The organism is Pseudomonas sp. PSPC3-2 (assembly GCF_049897085.1).
In the GTDB taxonomy this organism is placed as follows: Bacteria; Pseudomonadota; Gammaproteobacteria; order Pseudomonadales; family Pseudomonadaceae; genus Aquipseudomonas; species Aquipseudomonas paraveronii.
In genome coordinates this window covers 661929-676415 of record NZ_JAFCVO010000001.1, presented here as the reverse complement: position 1 = coordinate 676415, position 14487 = coordinate 661929, and the positions used below count along the sequence as shown (strand labels likewise).

12 protein-coding genes are annotated in these 14487 nt (G+C 61.1%); 5 read left to right on the top strand and 7 right to left on the bottom strand.

Annotated features, from left to right (window positions below):
* Positions 1–39: 39 nt before the first annotated feature.
* The 3 genes from ACP7CJ_RS03135 to fadB form a co-directional block, all read right to left on the bottom strand.
* Positions 40–276: a DUF1653 domain-containing protein gene (locus ACP7CJ_RS03135; protein ID WP_010563748.1), complete on the bottom strand. Its 237-nt coding sequence runs from the start codon at positions 274–276 to the stop codon at positions 40–42.
* A gap of 97 nt (positions 277–373) precedes the next feature.
* Positions 374–1549 (bottom strand): acetyl-CoA C-acyltransferase FadA, encoded by a 1176-nt coding sequence (fadA, locus tag ACP7CJ_RS03130; protein WP_276197039.1) that lies wholly within the window; start codon positions 1547–1549, stop codon positions 374–376.
* A 29-nt stretch (positions 1550–1578) separates the two neighbouring features.
* Positions 1579–3726, bottom strand: a complete 2148-nt coding sequence (gene fadB, locus ACP7CJ_RS03125) for a fatty acid oxidation complex subunit alpha FadB (RefSeq protein WP_426099488.1) — start codon at positions 3724–3726, stop codon at positions 1579–1581.
* A gap of 17 nt (positions 3727–3743) precedes the next feature.
* Between fadB and ACP7CJ_RS03120 the strand changes: the two genes are divergently transcribed.
* A complete protein-coding gene (locus ACP7CJ_RS03120) occupies positions 3744–4109 on the top strand; it encodes a hypothetical protein (RefSeq protein WP_253394118.1) in 366 nt (121 codons plus the stop codon).
* Between the two features lie 110 nt (positions 4110–4219).
* Here the strand turns inward: ACP7CJ_RS03120 and ACP7CJ_RS03115 are convergent, their stop codons facing one another.
* Complete coding sequence (locus ACP7CJ_RS03115; protein ID WP_426099489.1) at positions 4220–4657, bottom strand: hypothetical protein; 438 nt, start codon at positions 4655–4657, stop codon at positions 4220–4222.
* Positions 4658–4762: 105 nt separating this feature from the next.
* Here ACP7CJ_RS03115 and ACP7CJ_RS03110 point away from each other — a divergent pair, with 105 nt between their 5' ends.
* The gene (locus tag ACP7CJ_RS03110) at positions 4763–5200 is read left to right on the top strand and encodes a universal stress protein (protein ID WP_247402012.1); all 438 of its coding nucleotides are present in this window, start codon (positions 4763–4765) and stop codon (positions 5198–5200) included.
* Between the two features lie 118 nt (positions 5201–5318).
* On the opposite strand, the gene ACP7CJ_RS03105 is transcribed toward ACP7CJ_RS03110, so the two are convergent.
* A complete protein-coding gene (locus ACP7CJ_RS03105; protein ID WP_247402014.1) occupies positions 5319–7238 on the bottom strand; it encodes an ATP-binding cassette domain-containing protein in 1920 nt (639 codons plus the stop codon).
* A gap of 213 nt (positions 7239–7451) precedes the next feature.
* Here ACP7CJ_RS03105 and ACP7CJ_RS03100 point away from each other — a divergent pair, with 213 nt between their 5' ends.
* Complete coding sequence (locus ACP7CJ_RS03100; RefSeq protein ID WP_426099490.1) at positions 7452–9380, top strand: transglycosylase SLT domain-containing protein; 1929 nt, start codon at positions 7452–7454, stop codon at positions 9378–9380.
* Positions 9381–9444: 64 nt separating this feature from the next.
* On the opposite strand, the gene ACP7CJ_RS03095 is transcribed toward ACP7CJ_RS03100, so the two are convergent.
* Complete coding sequence (locus tag ACP7CJ_RS03095; RefSeq protein ID WP_426099491.1) at positions 9445–11229, bottom strand: ABC transporter ATP-binding protein/permease; 1785 nt, start codon at positions 11227–11229, stop codon at positions 9445–9447.
* A gap of 245 nt (positions 11230–11474) precedes the next feature.
* Between ACP7CJ_RS03095 and ACP7CJ_RS03090 the strand changes: the two genes are divergently transcribed.
* The gene (locus ACP7CJ_RS03090) at positions 11475–11648 is read left to right on the top strand and encodes a PA1571 family protein (protein WP_276197032.1); all 174 of its coding nucleotides are present in this window, start codon (positions 11475–11477) and stop codon (positions 11646–11648) included.
* A 56-nt stretch (positions 11649–11704) separates the two neighbouring features.
* On the opposite strand, the gene pdxB is transcribed toward ACP7CJ_RS03090, so the two are convergent.
* Positions 11705–12847 (bottom strand): 4-phosphoerythronate dehydrogenase PdxB, encoded by a 1143-nt coding sequence (pdxB, locus tag ACP7CJ_RS03085; RefSeq protein ID WP_426099492.1) that lies wholly within the window; start codon positions 12845–12847, stop codon positions 11705–11707.
* A 206-nt stretch (positions 12848–13053) separates the two neighbouring features.
* Between pdxB and ACP7CJ_RS03080 the strand changes: the two genes are divergently transcribed.
* Positions 13054–14448 (top strand): MATE family efflux transporter, encoded by a 1395-nt coding sequence (locus ACP7CJ_RS03080; protein ID WP_426099493.1) that lies wholly within the window; start codon positions 13054–13056, stop codon positions 14446–14448.
* The last annotated feature ends 39 nt before the right edge of the window (positions 14449–14487 follow it).

The window sequence follows — 14487 nt, the reverse complement described above, 5'->3', positions numbered from 1 at the left end:
CAGGGTGAGGTCAAGCGCAGCATTCTGCGCGGCCTGCCGTTATTGCCCTGAAAAAAGACTGGGTTCGGCCTGTACCAAAGCAAAGCGCGGGACCTGTTCGCCGTCAACTTCGACGGATTCGAGGAACATGCTCAAAGGGCGCACCCAAAAGCCGTAATCGCCATACAGTGCTTGGTAGAACACCACTTCTTCTTCGGTCTCGGAGTGCCGCGCCACATTAAAAACGCGGTACTGCGGACCTTTATAATGTTGGTAGAGCCCTGGTTCGACTTTCATGCTCTGGCCACCTTACAAATTTTGTTAAAAAAAAATAATAAACATACCGAAAAACAAAAACCGGGGCACTGGGCCCCGGCTTCCGTCAACTAAACGCTTAGAGGCGTTCGAAGACGGTGGAAATGCCTTGGCCGAGACCAATGCACATGGTTGCAACCCCAAGGTTGCCGCCATTTTGCTTCATCACGTTGAGCAAAGTGCCGGAGATACGCGCACCGGAGCAACCGAACGGGTGGCCCAGGGCAATCGCGCCGCCGTGCAGGTTAACCTTCTCGTTCATCTTGTCGAGCACTTTCAAATCTTTCAGCACTGGCAGGGCCTGTGCGGCGAACGCTTCGTTGAGCTCGAAGAAGTCGATATCGGCGATGGTCAGGCCTGCGCGTTTCAAAGCTTTTTGTGTCGCCGGCACTGGACCATAGCCCATGATCGCCGGGTCCACACCCGCGACTGCCATCGAACGAATCACCGCCATCGGCTGGATACCCAGGTCCTGGGCACGCTGCGCCGACATCACGATCATGCACGAGGCACCGTCGGTGATTTGCGACGAAGTACCCGCTGTCACGGTGCCGCCCTTTGGATTGAACGCCGGTTTCAAGGCGGCCAGGCTTTCCAGGGTGGTGTCCGGACGAATGGTTTCGTCGTAGTCGAACAGTTTCAGGAAACCGTTCTCGTCGTAGCCGTTCATCGGGATGATTTCATCCTTGAACTTGCCTTCCACGGTCGCCTTGTGGGCGAGTTGGTGGGAGCGCACGGCGAACGCGTCCTGGGCTTCACGGGTAATGCCGTGCATCTTGCCGAGCATTTCCGCGGTGAGGCCCATCATGCCCGAGGCTTTTGCCGCGTACAGCGACATGTGCGGGTTAGGGTCGACGCCGTGCATCATGCTGACGTGGCCCATGTGCTCCACGCCACCGATCACGAATACATCACCGTTGCCGGTCATGATCGCCTGGGCGGCAGTGTGCAGTGCGCTCATCGACGAGCCACACAGGCGGCTGACCGTCTGGGCGGCCGCTGTGTGCGGGATCTGGGTCAGCAACGAGGCCATACGCGCGATGTTCCAGCCCTGCTCCAGGGTCTGGTTGACGCAACCCCAGATCACGTCTTCGACTTCGTTCGGGTCGACCTTGACGTTACGCTCCAGCAATTTGCTGATCAGGTGCGCCGACATGTCTTCGGCGCGGGTGTTGCGGTGCATGCCGCCCTTGGAGCGGCCCATCGGCGTGCGACCGAAGTCGACAATCACGACGTCTCTTGGATTCAAGCTCATAAATATTCTCGCTCAAGTGTATGGGACGCTTAACCGAAGAAGCTCTGGCCATTCTTGGCCATCTCACGCAGCTTCGCGGTCGGGTGGTACAGCGGGCCCAAATCAGCGTATTGATCAGCCAGGGCAACGAACTCGGCCACACCGATCGAGTCGATGTAACGCAGCGCACCGCCACGGAATGGAGGGAAACCAATACCGTACACCAGGCCCATGTCGGCTTCGGCGGCGGTTTCAACGATGCCGTCTTCCAGGCAACGCACGGTTTCCAGGCACAGGGCGATCATCATCCAGTTGATGATGTCCTCGTCGGACACCTCACGCTGTTCGTAGATGACCGGCGCGAGTACTTCGTGAACCGACGGGTCGGCCACTTTCTTCTGCTTGCCCTTCTTGTCGGTCTCGTAGGCGTAGAAACCCTTGCCGTTTTTCTGGCCCAGGCGCTTGGCCTCGTAGAGCGCGTCGATCGCCGAGCGGCGGTCGTCTTTCATGCGGTCCGGGAAGCCTTCAGCCATCACGTCGCGGCCATGGTGGCCGGTGTCGATGCCGACCACGTCCATCAGGTACGCCGGGCCCATGGGCCAGCCGAATTTTTCCATGACCTTGTCGATACGCACAAAGTCCACACCGGCGCTGACCAGCTTGGCGAAACCACCGAAGTACGGGAACAGCACGCGGTTGACCAGGAAGCCCGGGCAGTCGTTGACCACGATCGGGTTCTTGCCCATTTTCTTGGCGTAGGCAACGGTGGTGGCGACGGCCAGCTCGCTGGACTTCTCGCCACGGATCACTTCCACCAGCGGCATCATGTGTACCGGGTTGAAGAAGTGCATGCCGACGAAGTTTTCCGGACGCTTGAGGGCCTTGGCCAGCAGCGTGATGGAAATGGTCGAGGTGTTGGACGCCAGGATAGTGTCGTCTTTAACCTGGGCTTCCACTTCAGCCAGCACCGCTTGCTTGACCTTCGGGTTTTCGACAACCGCTTCGACCACCAGGTCGACGTGGCCGAAATCACCGTAGGACAGGGTTGGACGAATGCCGTTGAGCACTTCAGCCATTTTCGCAGCGGTCATACGACCTTTATCAACGCGACCCACCAGCAGCTTGGCCGCTTCCGCCAGACCTTGCTCGATGCCGTGCTCGTTGATGTCTTTCATCAGGATCGGCGTGCCTTTGGACGCCGACTGATAGGCAATACCGCCGCCCATGATACCGGCGCCGAGTACGGCGGCCTGTTTCACGTCTTTGGCGACTTCATCGTAGGCCTTGGCCTTTTTCTTCAGTTCCTGATCGTTCAGGAACAAGCCAATCAGGCTCCGGGCAGCAGAGGTCTTGGCCAGTTTGACGAAACCCGCCGCTTCCACTTCCAGGGCTTTGTCGCGACCGAAGTTCGCGGCTTTCTGGATGGTCTTGATCGCTTCAACCGGTGCCGGGTAGTTCGGGCCGGCCTGGCCGGCCACGAAACCTTTGGCGGTTTCGAACGCCATCATTTGTTCGATGGCGTTGAGCTTGAGTTTTTCCAGCTTCGGCTGACGCTTGGCCTTGTAGTCAAATTCGCCGTTGATGGCGCCCTTGATCAGGTTCAGTGCCGCTTCGGCGAGTTTGTCCGGGGCAACCACGGCATCGACAGCACCGACTTTCAGCGCGTCTTCAGCCTTGTTTTCCTTGCCGGCGGCGATCCACTCGATGGCGTTATCGGCACCGATGATGCGCGGCAGGCGCACGGTGCCGCCGAAGCCTGGGTAGATGCCCAACTTGACTTCCGGCAGGCCGATTTTCGCAGTGGCCGACATGACGCGGAAATCCGCCGCCAGGCACATTTCCAGGCCGCCGCCCAGCGCGATGCCGTTGATCGCGGCAACGGTCGGCACGTTGAGGTCTTCGAAATCGCTGAAAATCTTGTTGGCTTCGAGGTTGCCAGCCACCAGCTCGGCATCGGGCAGCTTGAAGCTCTCGACGAATTCGGTGATGTCGGCGCCGACGATGAACACGTCCTTGCCGCTGGAGACGATCACGCCCTTGACCGAAGCATCTGCTTTGATGGCGTCTACGGCCTGACGCAGTTCGTTCAGGGTTAGACGGTTGAACTTGTTGACGGACTCACCCTTGAGGTCGAATTTCAGTTCGACGATGCCACTTTCAAGAGCCTTAACCGTGATGGCTTTACCTTCGTAAATCATCAACTGATCTCCACGATATGGAAGCTGAACAGTACACATTGGACGCTGGCCTCTGGATGGACATTGAAAATTTCGTCAATGCTCACCCCAATGCGCCAGGCACACCCGCCAATGCGATAGTCGGGATTCTGTATGAGACATCTGACAGACAAACGCTCAATTCATACGCCCGTTTGATTTGGGTACGCCACCTTCATCCAATTCCGGGCAATTGTCAATCGCTCGAAAGCGCTAGGAAAAACGCGACTTTCCAGTCATTTCAGAACCCCAACCCGCGGCCCACGCTTCGCCAATATTCAATTATTCACAAAATCAATAATGAACACGATGTTGAAAAAGGCTGTACAGATCCGGATATCCGGCTAGGCTTGCGGCAGCCATGAACGAATAGTCAAAACGCCTGGATGAATACCCGGCGTGGAACACACAGAGTTACCGGCCTGCCTGGCCAACCCCGCCCGATGATGATGTCGGGCTTTTTATTGCCTGGCGTTCAGGCCAGGGCCTTGAGCAACGTGTCAATGGCCTGCAGATCACTCACCTCGCCCTTCTCGCCCCAGCACAATGCGATCATTTGCCGGTCCGCCTCGACTTTGTAGACGTTGGCCGGCAGCGTCGCAAAATGCGCCAACAACTTCTCATCCACGCACTGCTCCTGCCATTGATTGACCCACACCCCAGGCTCCAACTGCCAGTAACTCCATAGCGCAGGGACCTTGCCGCGTCGTGGCCGGTGGTATTGCGCACACGGGCTCGGTGGCTCCTGCTTGAGCCAGTGCGGCCATTCCTGAGGCGACAGTTGCATCGCCAGGCCCATACGGCGCGCCTCCATACGCAGGGCCATGCGCCCGCTCTGATGACGCGACGGGCGCAGCCATGCCAGGGGGCTCAAAACCACCGCGAGGATTGACACCACTATCCAGACCGTCATATGTGTACTCCCGAATTTCTAGATGAGCGGATTTGACCTGACGCAACCCCATCCGCCTGAAAGCAGCCATACTGAACTTATTGCAGTCCCCTGGAGGAACGCCCCATGTCATACGAACATATTCTGGTCGCCGTCGACCTGACCGAAGAGTGCGATCCAGTGATCAAGCGCGCCGTGGATCTGGCTGGCGACACTGCGAAGCTGTCCCTGGTGCACATCGTCGAACCGATGGCCATGGCCTTTGGCGGCGACGTGCCGATGGACCTGTCTCAATTGCAACAGCAGCAATTCGATCAAGCCAAGGAACGCCTTGAGCGCCTGATCGCCAAGTACCCGAGCCTGAAAAAAGATCAGAGCCACCTGACCTATGGTCAGCCGCGCCAGGAAATCCATCACCTGGCCAAGGAACAGGGCTGCGACCTGATCGTCGTCGGCAGCCATGGCCGTCACGGGCTGGCATTGCTGCTGGGTTCCACCGCCAATGACGTACTGCACGGCGCACCGTGCGATGTGCTGGCGGTGAAGCTGGTAAAAAGCTCGTAAGACCGATGAAGATCCAATGTGGGAGGGGGCTTGCTTGCTCCCACATTTGAACTCATCTCCTATAAAAAACCCGGTGTTCATCAGATGAACACCGGGTTTTTTAATGCATTGGAATCAATCAGGCATCCAGCTCGGCCCAACGCTCAACCAACCCTTCCAGCTCCTGGTTCAATGTTTCCAGGGACGCGATGACCTTGGCGGTTTCGGCCGCCGGACGCAGGTAAAAACCCGCGTCAGCCATTTCCGCTTCGACCGCGGCGATCTGCTGTTCCTTGGCGTCGATGTCACCCGGCAAGGCTTCCAGCTCACGCTGCAGTTTGTAGCTGAGTTTCTTCTTCGCGGCAGGCGCGGCTTCCGCAGCCGGTGCAGCGGCGGCCGCAGGGGCCACGACGGCGGAGGTCAAGTCGGCCTTGCCGGACTTGCTCTCGGTCACACCCAGCAGGCGCGGCGAGCCGCCCTGGCGCAGCCAGTCCTGGTAACCACCGACGTACTCGCGCACCTTGCCTTCACCTTCGAAGACCAGGGTGCTGGTGACCACGTTGTCGAGGAATGCCCGGTCGTGGCTGACCATCAGTACGGTGCCGTTGAAGGTCAGCAGGACCTCTTCCAGCAGCTCGAGGGTTTCCACGTCGAGGTCGTTGGTCGGTTCGTCGAGGACCAGCAAGTTGGCTGGCTTGCTGAACAGCTTGGCCAGCAGCAAGCGCGCGCGCTCACCACCGGACAAGGCCTTGACCGGCGTTCGGGCGCGCTGCGGGCTGAACAGGAAGTCGCCCAGGTAGCTCAGCACATGGCGGCTCTGGCCGTCGATATCGATAAAGTCGCGGCCTTCGGCGACGTTGTCGATCACGGTTTTTTCCAGGTCCAACTGGTGACGCAACTGGTCGAAGTAGGCCACGTCGATGCGCGTGCCCTCTTCCACTTTACCGCTGGTCGGCTGCAGGCCGCTGAGCATCAGCTTGAGCAACGTGGTCTTGCCGGTGCCGTTGGCGCCGAGCAGGCCGATGCGGTCGCCGCGCTGCAGGACCATGGAGAAGTCCTTGATCAGGAACGGACCGTCCGGGTGATGGAAGCTGACGTTATCCAGCACCATCACCTGTTTGCCGGACTTATCGGCGGTTTCCAGCATGATGTTGGCCTTGCCGGTGCGCTCGCGACGCTCACCGCGCTCAACGCGCAGGGCTTTCAGTGCGCGTACACGGCCTTCGTTACGGGTGCGGCGCGCCTTGATGCCCTGGCGAATCCACACTTCTTCCTGGGCCAGACGCTTGTCGAACAAGGCGTTGGCGGTATCTTCGGCGGCCAGGGTGGCCTCCTTGTGGACCAGGAAGCTGGCGTAGTCGCCGTTCCAGTCGATCAGGCCACCACGGTCCAGTTCGAGGATGCGTGTCGCCAGGTTCTGCAGGAAGGAGCGGTCGTGCGTGATGAACAGCACGGCCCCCTGGAAATCCTTGAGGGCTTCTTCGAGCCAGGCAATCGCGCCGATGTCCAGGTGGTTGGTCGGTTCGTCGAGCAGCAGCAGGTCCGGCTCGGACACCAGGGCCTGGGCCAGCAGCACGCGACGACGCCAGCCGCCGGACAATTCGGCGAGGGTCTTGTCGGCCGGCAGTTGCAGGCGGCTCAGGGTGCTGTCCACCAGTTGCTGCAGGCGCCAGCCGTCACGGGCTTCGAGGTCTTGCTGGACGTGCATCAGCTTGTCCAGATCTTCTTCGGTGACGCAGTTCTGCGCCAGGTGATGGTACTGGGCGAGCAACGCGCCAACGCCGTCGAGGCCTTCGGCGACCACGTCGAACACTGTCCGTCCGTCGGCCACCGGCAATTCCTGCGGCAATTCACCAATCTTGAGGCCGGGGGCACGCCAAACAGAGCCTTCATCGGGCTTCTGGTCGCCCTTTACCAGCTTCATCATGCTGGATTTACCGGTGCCGTTGCGGCCGATGATGCACACCCGCTCACCACGGGCGATCTGCCAGGACACCTTGTCCAACAACGGCATAGCGCCGAAAGCAAGGGACACATCGCTGAATTTGAGCAGGGTCATACGCTTCTCCAAAAACTGGGCGCGCATTCTACCTGAGTTGAGGGTGGGATGCGGCCGGCATTTTCGCTACTGACGCGTTCTGTAGGACAATTTCGGCGAACTTGAACGAACCGGTCAGCAAAGCTTTCACCGGCCGCTGGCAAAAGGCTAAGCTAGAGGCAATGAGTGTCGGCGGTGCCGGCGCTAGTCGTGATTTCTCTGCACGGACGTCTCATGCGCAGTCGCCTTTTCAACTTTTTATCTTGTCTCCTTCTTACCGCCACTGCCGCTCAATCCGCCCAGGCCGTGGACATCACCACCCAACGTCAATATTACGATGAGGCCAAACGCGCCCTGGCCAAAGGCGATACCGGGCCGTACATGCAATACAGCCAGGCCCTGGCCGATTATCCGCTGACGCCGTACCTGGCCTACGACGAGTTGACCGCCCGCCTGAAGACCGCCAGCAACGAGGAAATCGAACAATTCCTCGCTAAAAACGGCGACCTGCCCCAAGCCAACTGGATGAAGCTGCGTTGGTTGCGCTGGCTGGCCGACCGTGGCGACTGGCAGACCTTTGAAAAGTACTACGACCCCAAGCTCAATTTCGTCGAGCTGGATTGCCTGCATGGCCAGTTCCAGCTCACGCACAATCTGAAGGCCGAAGGCTACAAGACCGCCGAGAAACTCTGGCTGACCGGCAAATCCCAACCGGCGGCCTGTGATGCCACCTTTGCGCAGTGGGCCTCAGATGGCCAACTCACCGAACAGAAAATCTGGGACCGCGCCAAGCTCGCCGCCGAAGCCCGCAACTACGCGCTGGCCAACAGCCTGGTGAAAAGCCTGCCGACCCTCGGCGCCCAAGGCCGCCTGATGGTGGACGTGGCGCAAAAGCCCGAGATGCTCAGCGACCCCTCGCGCTTCCTGCCGGCCACCGAGGCGATGTCTGACGCCGTGGGCCTGGGCCTGCGCCGCCTGGCGCGCCAGGACCCGGACAAGGCCATGGCCATGCTCGACGGCTATGCCACCAGCATGCACTTCTCCCGTGACGAAAAAGTGGCGATTGCCCGCGAGATCGGCCTGACCCTGGCCAAGCGCTTTGACCCACGCGCCCTTGAGGTGATGACCAAGTACGACCCCGAACTGCGCGACAACACCGTGTCCGAATGGCGCCTGCGCCTGCTGTTGCGCCTGGCTCGCTGGGAAGACGCCTACCAACTCACGCGCAAACTCCCACAAGACTTGGCCACCACCAACCGCTGGCGCTACTGGCAGGCCCGCAGCCTGGAACTGGCCGAGCCGAAAAACCCGCAAGCCCTGGTGCTGTACAAGAACCTGTCGCGGGAGCGGGATTTCTACGGTTTCCTCGCCGCTGACCGCTCCAAAGCCCCCTACCAGTTGATCAACAAGCCGCTGTTGATGAGCCAGGCGCTGATCAACAAAGTGCGCAACACCCCCGGCGTGCGCCGCGCCCTGGAGTTCTATGCGCGTGGCCAGGTGGTCGATGGCCGCCGCGAGTGGTACCACGTCAGCCGTCACTTCAACCGCGACGAAATGGTCGCCCAGGCCAGGTTGGCCTACGACATGAAGTGGTACTTCCCGGCGATCCGTACCATCAGCCAGGCGCAGTACTGGGATGACCTCGACATCCGCTTCCCGATGGCCCACCGCGACACCCTGGTGCGCGAAGCCAAGGTCCGCGGCCTGCATTCGAGCTGGGTGTTCGCCATCACCCGCCAGGAAAGCGCGTTCATGGACGACGCCCGCTCCGGCGTCGGCGCCAGCGGCCTGATGCAACTGATGCCCGGCACTGCCAAAGATACTGCGCGCAAGTTCAGCATCCCGCTGGCCTCCCCGGCCCAGGTGCTCGACCCGGACAAAAACATCCAGCTCGGTGCTGCTTACCTGAGCCAGGTGCATAGCCAATTCAACGGCAACCGCGTCCTCGCTTCCGCCGCCTACAACGCCGGCCCCGGCCGCGTGCGCCAGTGGCTGCGCGGTGCCGATCACCTGAGTTTCGACGTATGGGTGGAAAGCATCCCGTTCGACGAAACCCGCCAGTATGTGCAGAACGTGCTGTCTTATTCGGTGATCTACGGGCAGAAGCTCAATTCGCCACAGCCATTAGTGGACTGGCACGAGCGTTACTTCGATGATCAATAAAGCCTGACGCACACACAAAAATGCCCGCATCGAACGATGCGGGCATTTTTTATGCGCGGTGATTTCAGTGCGCAGCCTGTTCCTCCGCACCATCGCTGAACTGCAACGCCGCCAACCGCGCATACAGCGGGTTACTCGCGATCAACTGCTGATGCGTGCCGATCGCCACCAGCTTGCCCTGGTCCATCACGGCAATCCGGTCCGCATGCTTCACCGTCGCCAGGCGATGCGCGATGACCAGCGTGGTGCGGCCGTGCATCAGTTGCGGCAGCGCCTGCTGGATCAGGTGTTCACTCTGCGCGTCGAGGGCGCTGGTGGCTTCGTCCAGCAGCAGGATCGGCGCGTCCACCAGCAACGCGCGGGCGATGGCCAGGCGTTGCCGCTGGCCGCCGGAGAGGCCCATGCCGGCGTCGCCGAGGTGGGTCTGGTAACCATCGGGCATTTGCAGGATGAAGTCGTGGGCATGGGCGATGCGCGCGGCGGCTTCGACCTGCTCGCGGGTGGCCGTCGGGTTGCCGTAGCGGATGTTGTCTTCAACGCTGCCGAAAAACAGCGCCGGGCTCTGGGACACCAGGGCGAAGTGGCGGCGCAGGTCCTGGGGGTCGAGTTCGGTCAGCGGGTGCCCTTCGAGCAGGATGCGACCGTGCTGGGGATCATAAAAGCGCAGCAGCAGATCAAAAATCGTCGATTTGCCCGCACCGGACGGCCCCACCAGCGCCAGGGTTTCGCCGGGATTGATGGTCAGGCTCAAACCGTCGATGGCGTAAGTGTCCGGCCGCGAGGGGTAGGAAAAGCGCAGGTCTTGCAGCTCCATACGGCCGCTGACGCGGTCTGGTAACTGCACGGTGCCGCTGGCGGGCGCCTGGATCTCGTTGTTCGACTGCAGCAACTCGCCGATCCGCTCCGCCGCACCGGCGGCGCGCTGCAACTCGCCGAGCACTTCGCTCAACGTGCCGACGGCGCTGCCGACGATCAGGCTGTAGAACACAAACGCCGCCAGCTCGCCGCCGGAAATGCGCCCGCTGATCACGTCCATCCCGCCAACCCACAGCATCACGCCGACAGCACCGAGCACCAGCATGATCACCAGGGTGATCAGCCAGGCGCGCTGGGCGATGCGTTTGCGCGCCGTGGCGAAGGCGTCCTCGACGGTCACGGCAAAGCGTTGTTCGTCCTGTGCCTGGTGGTTAAAGGCCTGCACGGTCTTGATCTGGCCGAGCGTCTCGGACACGTAGCTGCCGACGTCGGCAATGCGGTCCTGGCTCAAGCGCGACAGGCTGCGCACGCGGCGGCCGAAAATCAGGATCGGCGCCAGCACCAACGGCAGCGCCACCACAACGATGCTGGTGAGCTTGGGATTGGTGACAAACAGCAGCACGATGCCACCGATGACCATCAAGGCGTTGCGCAGGAACAGCGACAACGAGGAGCCGATCACCGATTGCAACAGGGTGGTGTCGGTGGTCAACCGCGACTGGATCTCCGAGCTGCGGTTGTTTTCATAAAAACCCGGATGCAGGTAGATCAGGTGATTGAACACCTGCCGGCGAATGTCAGCCACCACCCGCTCGCCGATCCACGACACCAGGTAAAACCGCGCAAACGTGCCGACGGCCAGGCCCAGCACCAGGATCATGAACAGGCCGATAGACTGGTTGAGCAAGTGCGGTGACTGGGTCATGAACCCCTGGTCCACCAGCAGGCGAATGCCCTGCCCCATGGACAAGGTGATACCCGCGGTGACGATCAGCGCCACCAACGCACCGAACGCCTGCCAGCGGTAGGGCGCAATGAAGCGGCTGGCCAGGCGAATCGCGCGGCGTTGACGGACTGAGAACATGGAGGGCATCACCTGATGATGGGAGATAGGAACCTGCAGATAACATTGGGGGAACTTGGGTAAATAACAATGAGTCAGGTTAATTATGCCCGCCCACCCTGCGCCCTAGAGGTTATCGGTCTAACGCCCGTCTGGAAATTTGTAACGGTTTCTGGTGGACTGGGTATTCGAAGCGATGATCTTGCAAGGAGTTGTAACAGCTTGGTCACGCAGGGGGGTTAAAGTTGGTACACAACCTGATGAGGAGACAGGCCATGACCTTGCAAAACAGCAGCGATGCCAAGATTGAAGTAATCCGCCAACCGCAATACCTGCCTTGCTCCGTCATCGACGCCCAAGGCCGCGAAGTGCAGATTACCGAAGAGATGATCCAGCAAGCGTGCCGTGAGCTGGAACAGCGACTGGTCAAGCCTGCCCCGCAAGGCTGAAGTGTCCACGCTCTTTCAGAACCGGCCTTGATGGCCGGTTTTTTGTGGACTCGTTCCTACAACAGTTCAGCGCCCAATGCCTCAACGATGCCCGACAACCGCGCCGATTGCCCATGGATGCGCACCTTCAAGCCATCGATCTCACGGCGCTCCGGATAATGCTTGCGCAGCAGGTCGAATGCCTTGCGTTGCTCATCCACCGTTCCCACGAGGCTGCGACGGAAATCCGCATCGTCGCGACGCGGGTCGTACACGCTGCGGCATAACGTCGCCAGCGCCCAGGCCGGGTCGGTAGACGCATTCAAGTGGACCTCGGCCAGCCACGGCGGCGGCAGCAAATCGCTCAATTCAATCGCGGGCTCCTGACCCAGATGCGAACAAAACGCCTGGTAGATCTGCGCCGTGCCACGCTGCTTGCCATCCAGGCTGTAACCGGCGATATGCGGAGTGGCCAGCACGCAGAGGTCGGCCAGGTCGACATCCACTTCGGGCTCGCCTTCCCACACATCCAGCACCGCTTGCAGGTCTTCACGCTCCAGCAACACGTCGCGCAGGGCGGCGTTATCCACCACCGGGCCACGGCTGGCGTTGATCAGCCAGGCACCGGGCTTGAGGCGGTTGAGGCGGTCGCGATCGAGCAAGTGCCAGGTGGAACCATTGCCGGACTTGGTCAACGGCGTGTGCAGGCTGATCACGTCGCATTGCTCGATGATCTGCTCCAGGCTGACGTAGTCAGCGTCTTCGGCGATCTGCCGGGGCGGGTCGCAGACCAGCACGTTCCAGCCTAGGCCCTTGAGCACCTTGACCAGGCGCCCGCCCACTTCACCGGCGCCGACGACACCGTAAGTCCGCTGATTGAGGTCGGCCCCTTCGATTTCGGCCAGGGTCTGCAAGCTGCCCAGCACATAGTCCACCACGCCACGGGCATTGCAGCCGGGCGCGCTGGACCATTGAATGCTGGCCCGCTTGAAATAATCGAGGTCCAAATGATCGGTGCCGATGGTGCAGGTGCCGACAAAGCGCACCTTGGAACCTTCGAGCAAGGCTCGGTTGACGTTGGTCACCGAGCGCACCAGCAGCACATCAGCCTGTTCGACGGTGGCGCGGTCAATGGAACGGCCGGGCACCCGGCGGATTTCGCCAAATCCTTGGAAGAAAGCATCGAGTAGCGGAATATTTTCGTCGGCAACAATCAGCATGGCAGGCTCCTTTGGCGGATCAGCAGTGTACAGGGATGCGATCGGTGTTCCACCGCAGATCGAAGGTGGTAGCCGGCTTGCCAGCGCCCACAGGGAATTGCGCTGCCTGGAAGATTGCTTACAAATCGTTAACACAGGTTTTTTCCTGACCGCTGTGTCAACGCGTAGAATCCGCCGTCCTGCGCTCTTTTCTTGGACATCTGTACGTGAACACTGCCACCGCCACCCTCACCCGTCCCGCCCGCATCAGCCGGGAAGTGCGCGGCCTGATGAGACTCGCCCTGCCGATCATGATCGGCCAACTGGCAACCACCGCGATGAGCTTCGTCGATGCGGTGATGGCCGGGCGCGTCAGCCCGCAAGACCTGGCGGCGGTGGGCCTGGGCAATTCGATCTGGATTCCGGTGTACCTGCTGATGACCGGTACCTTGCTGGCCACCACGCCGAAAGTCGCCCAGCACTACGGCGCCGGCCAGCACAGCGAGATCGGGCCGCTGGTGCGCCAATCCCTGTGGCTGGCGGTGGTGGTCGGCATCACCGCGTCGCTGTTACTGCTCAGCGCCGAACCCATCCTGCACGCGATGAAGGTTGAACCCGACCTGATCAAACCGTCCATGGGCTACCTGCACGGCATCGCTGCGGGCATGCCGGCCGTTGCGGTGTATTACGTGTTGCGTTGTTTCAGTGATGGCCTGGGCCGCACACGACCGAGCATGGTCATGGGCCTGTGCGGGTTGGCGCTGAATATCCCGCTGAACTACATCTTCATCTATGGCCATTTGGGCGTGCCGGCCATGGGCGGAGCGGGCTGCGGCTGGGCCACGGGCATTGCGATGTGGGTGATGATGCTCGGCCTGGCAGGCTGGACGCGCTGGGGGCCGGCGTACCGGAGCAGCGAACTGTTCAAGCGTTTCGATTGGCCGCAATGGGCGGTGATCAAGCGCGTATTGGGCATTGGCCTGCCGATCGGCATCGCGATCTTTGCCGAATCGAGCATCTTCGCGGTGATCGCCCTGCTGATCGGCAGCCTGGGCGCCACGGTGGTCTCCGGCCATCAGATCGCCCTGAACGTCAGCTCCCTGGTGTTCATGATCCCCTACTCCCTGAGCATGGCCGTCACCGTGCGCGTCGGCCAGGCCCTCGGCCGTGACCAGCCGCGCGAAGCGCGCTTTGCCGCCGGCGTCGGCATGGGCACAGCGCTGGTATATGCCTGCCTGTCCTGCAGCCTGATGCTGTTGTTCCGCGAACAGATCGCGACGATCTACACCCCGGACCCCGTGGTGATCCACCTGGCGTCGACGCTGATCGTGTTTTCAGCGCTGTTCCAGTTTTCCGACTCGATCCAGGTCACCGCCGCCGGTGCGTTGCGCGGCTATCAGGACACCCGGGTGACAATGGTGCTGACCCTGTTTGCCTACTGGGGCGTGGGGTTGCCGGTGGGTTACGCCCTGGGGCTGACCGACTGGTTGGGCGAGCCGAGCGGCCCCAGCGGTTTGTGGCAGGGGCTGATCGTGGGCCTGAGCTGTGCGGCGGGGATGTTGCTGGTGCGCTTGGCGCGCAGCGCACGCCGACGCATCCGCCGGGACAAGGCGCGGGCATAACCGCCTGTAGACGCTGCGCTTGTGGCGAGGGCGCTTGCT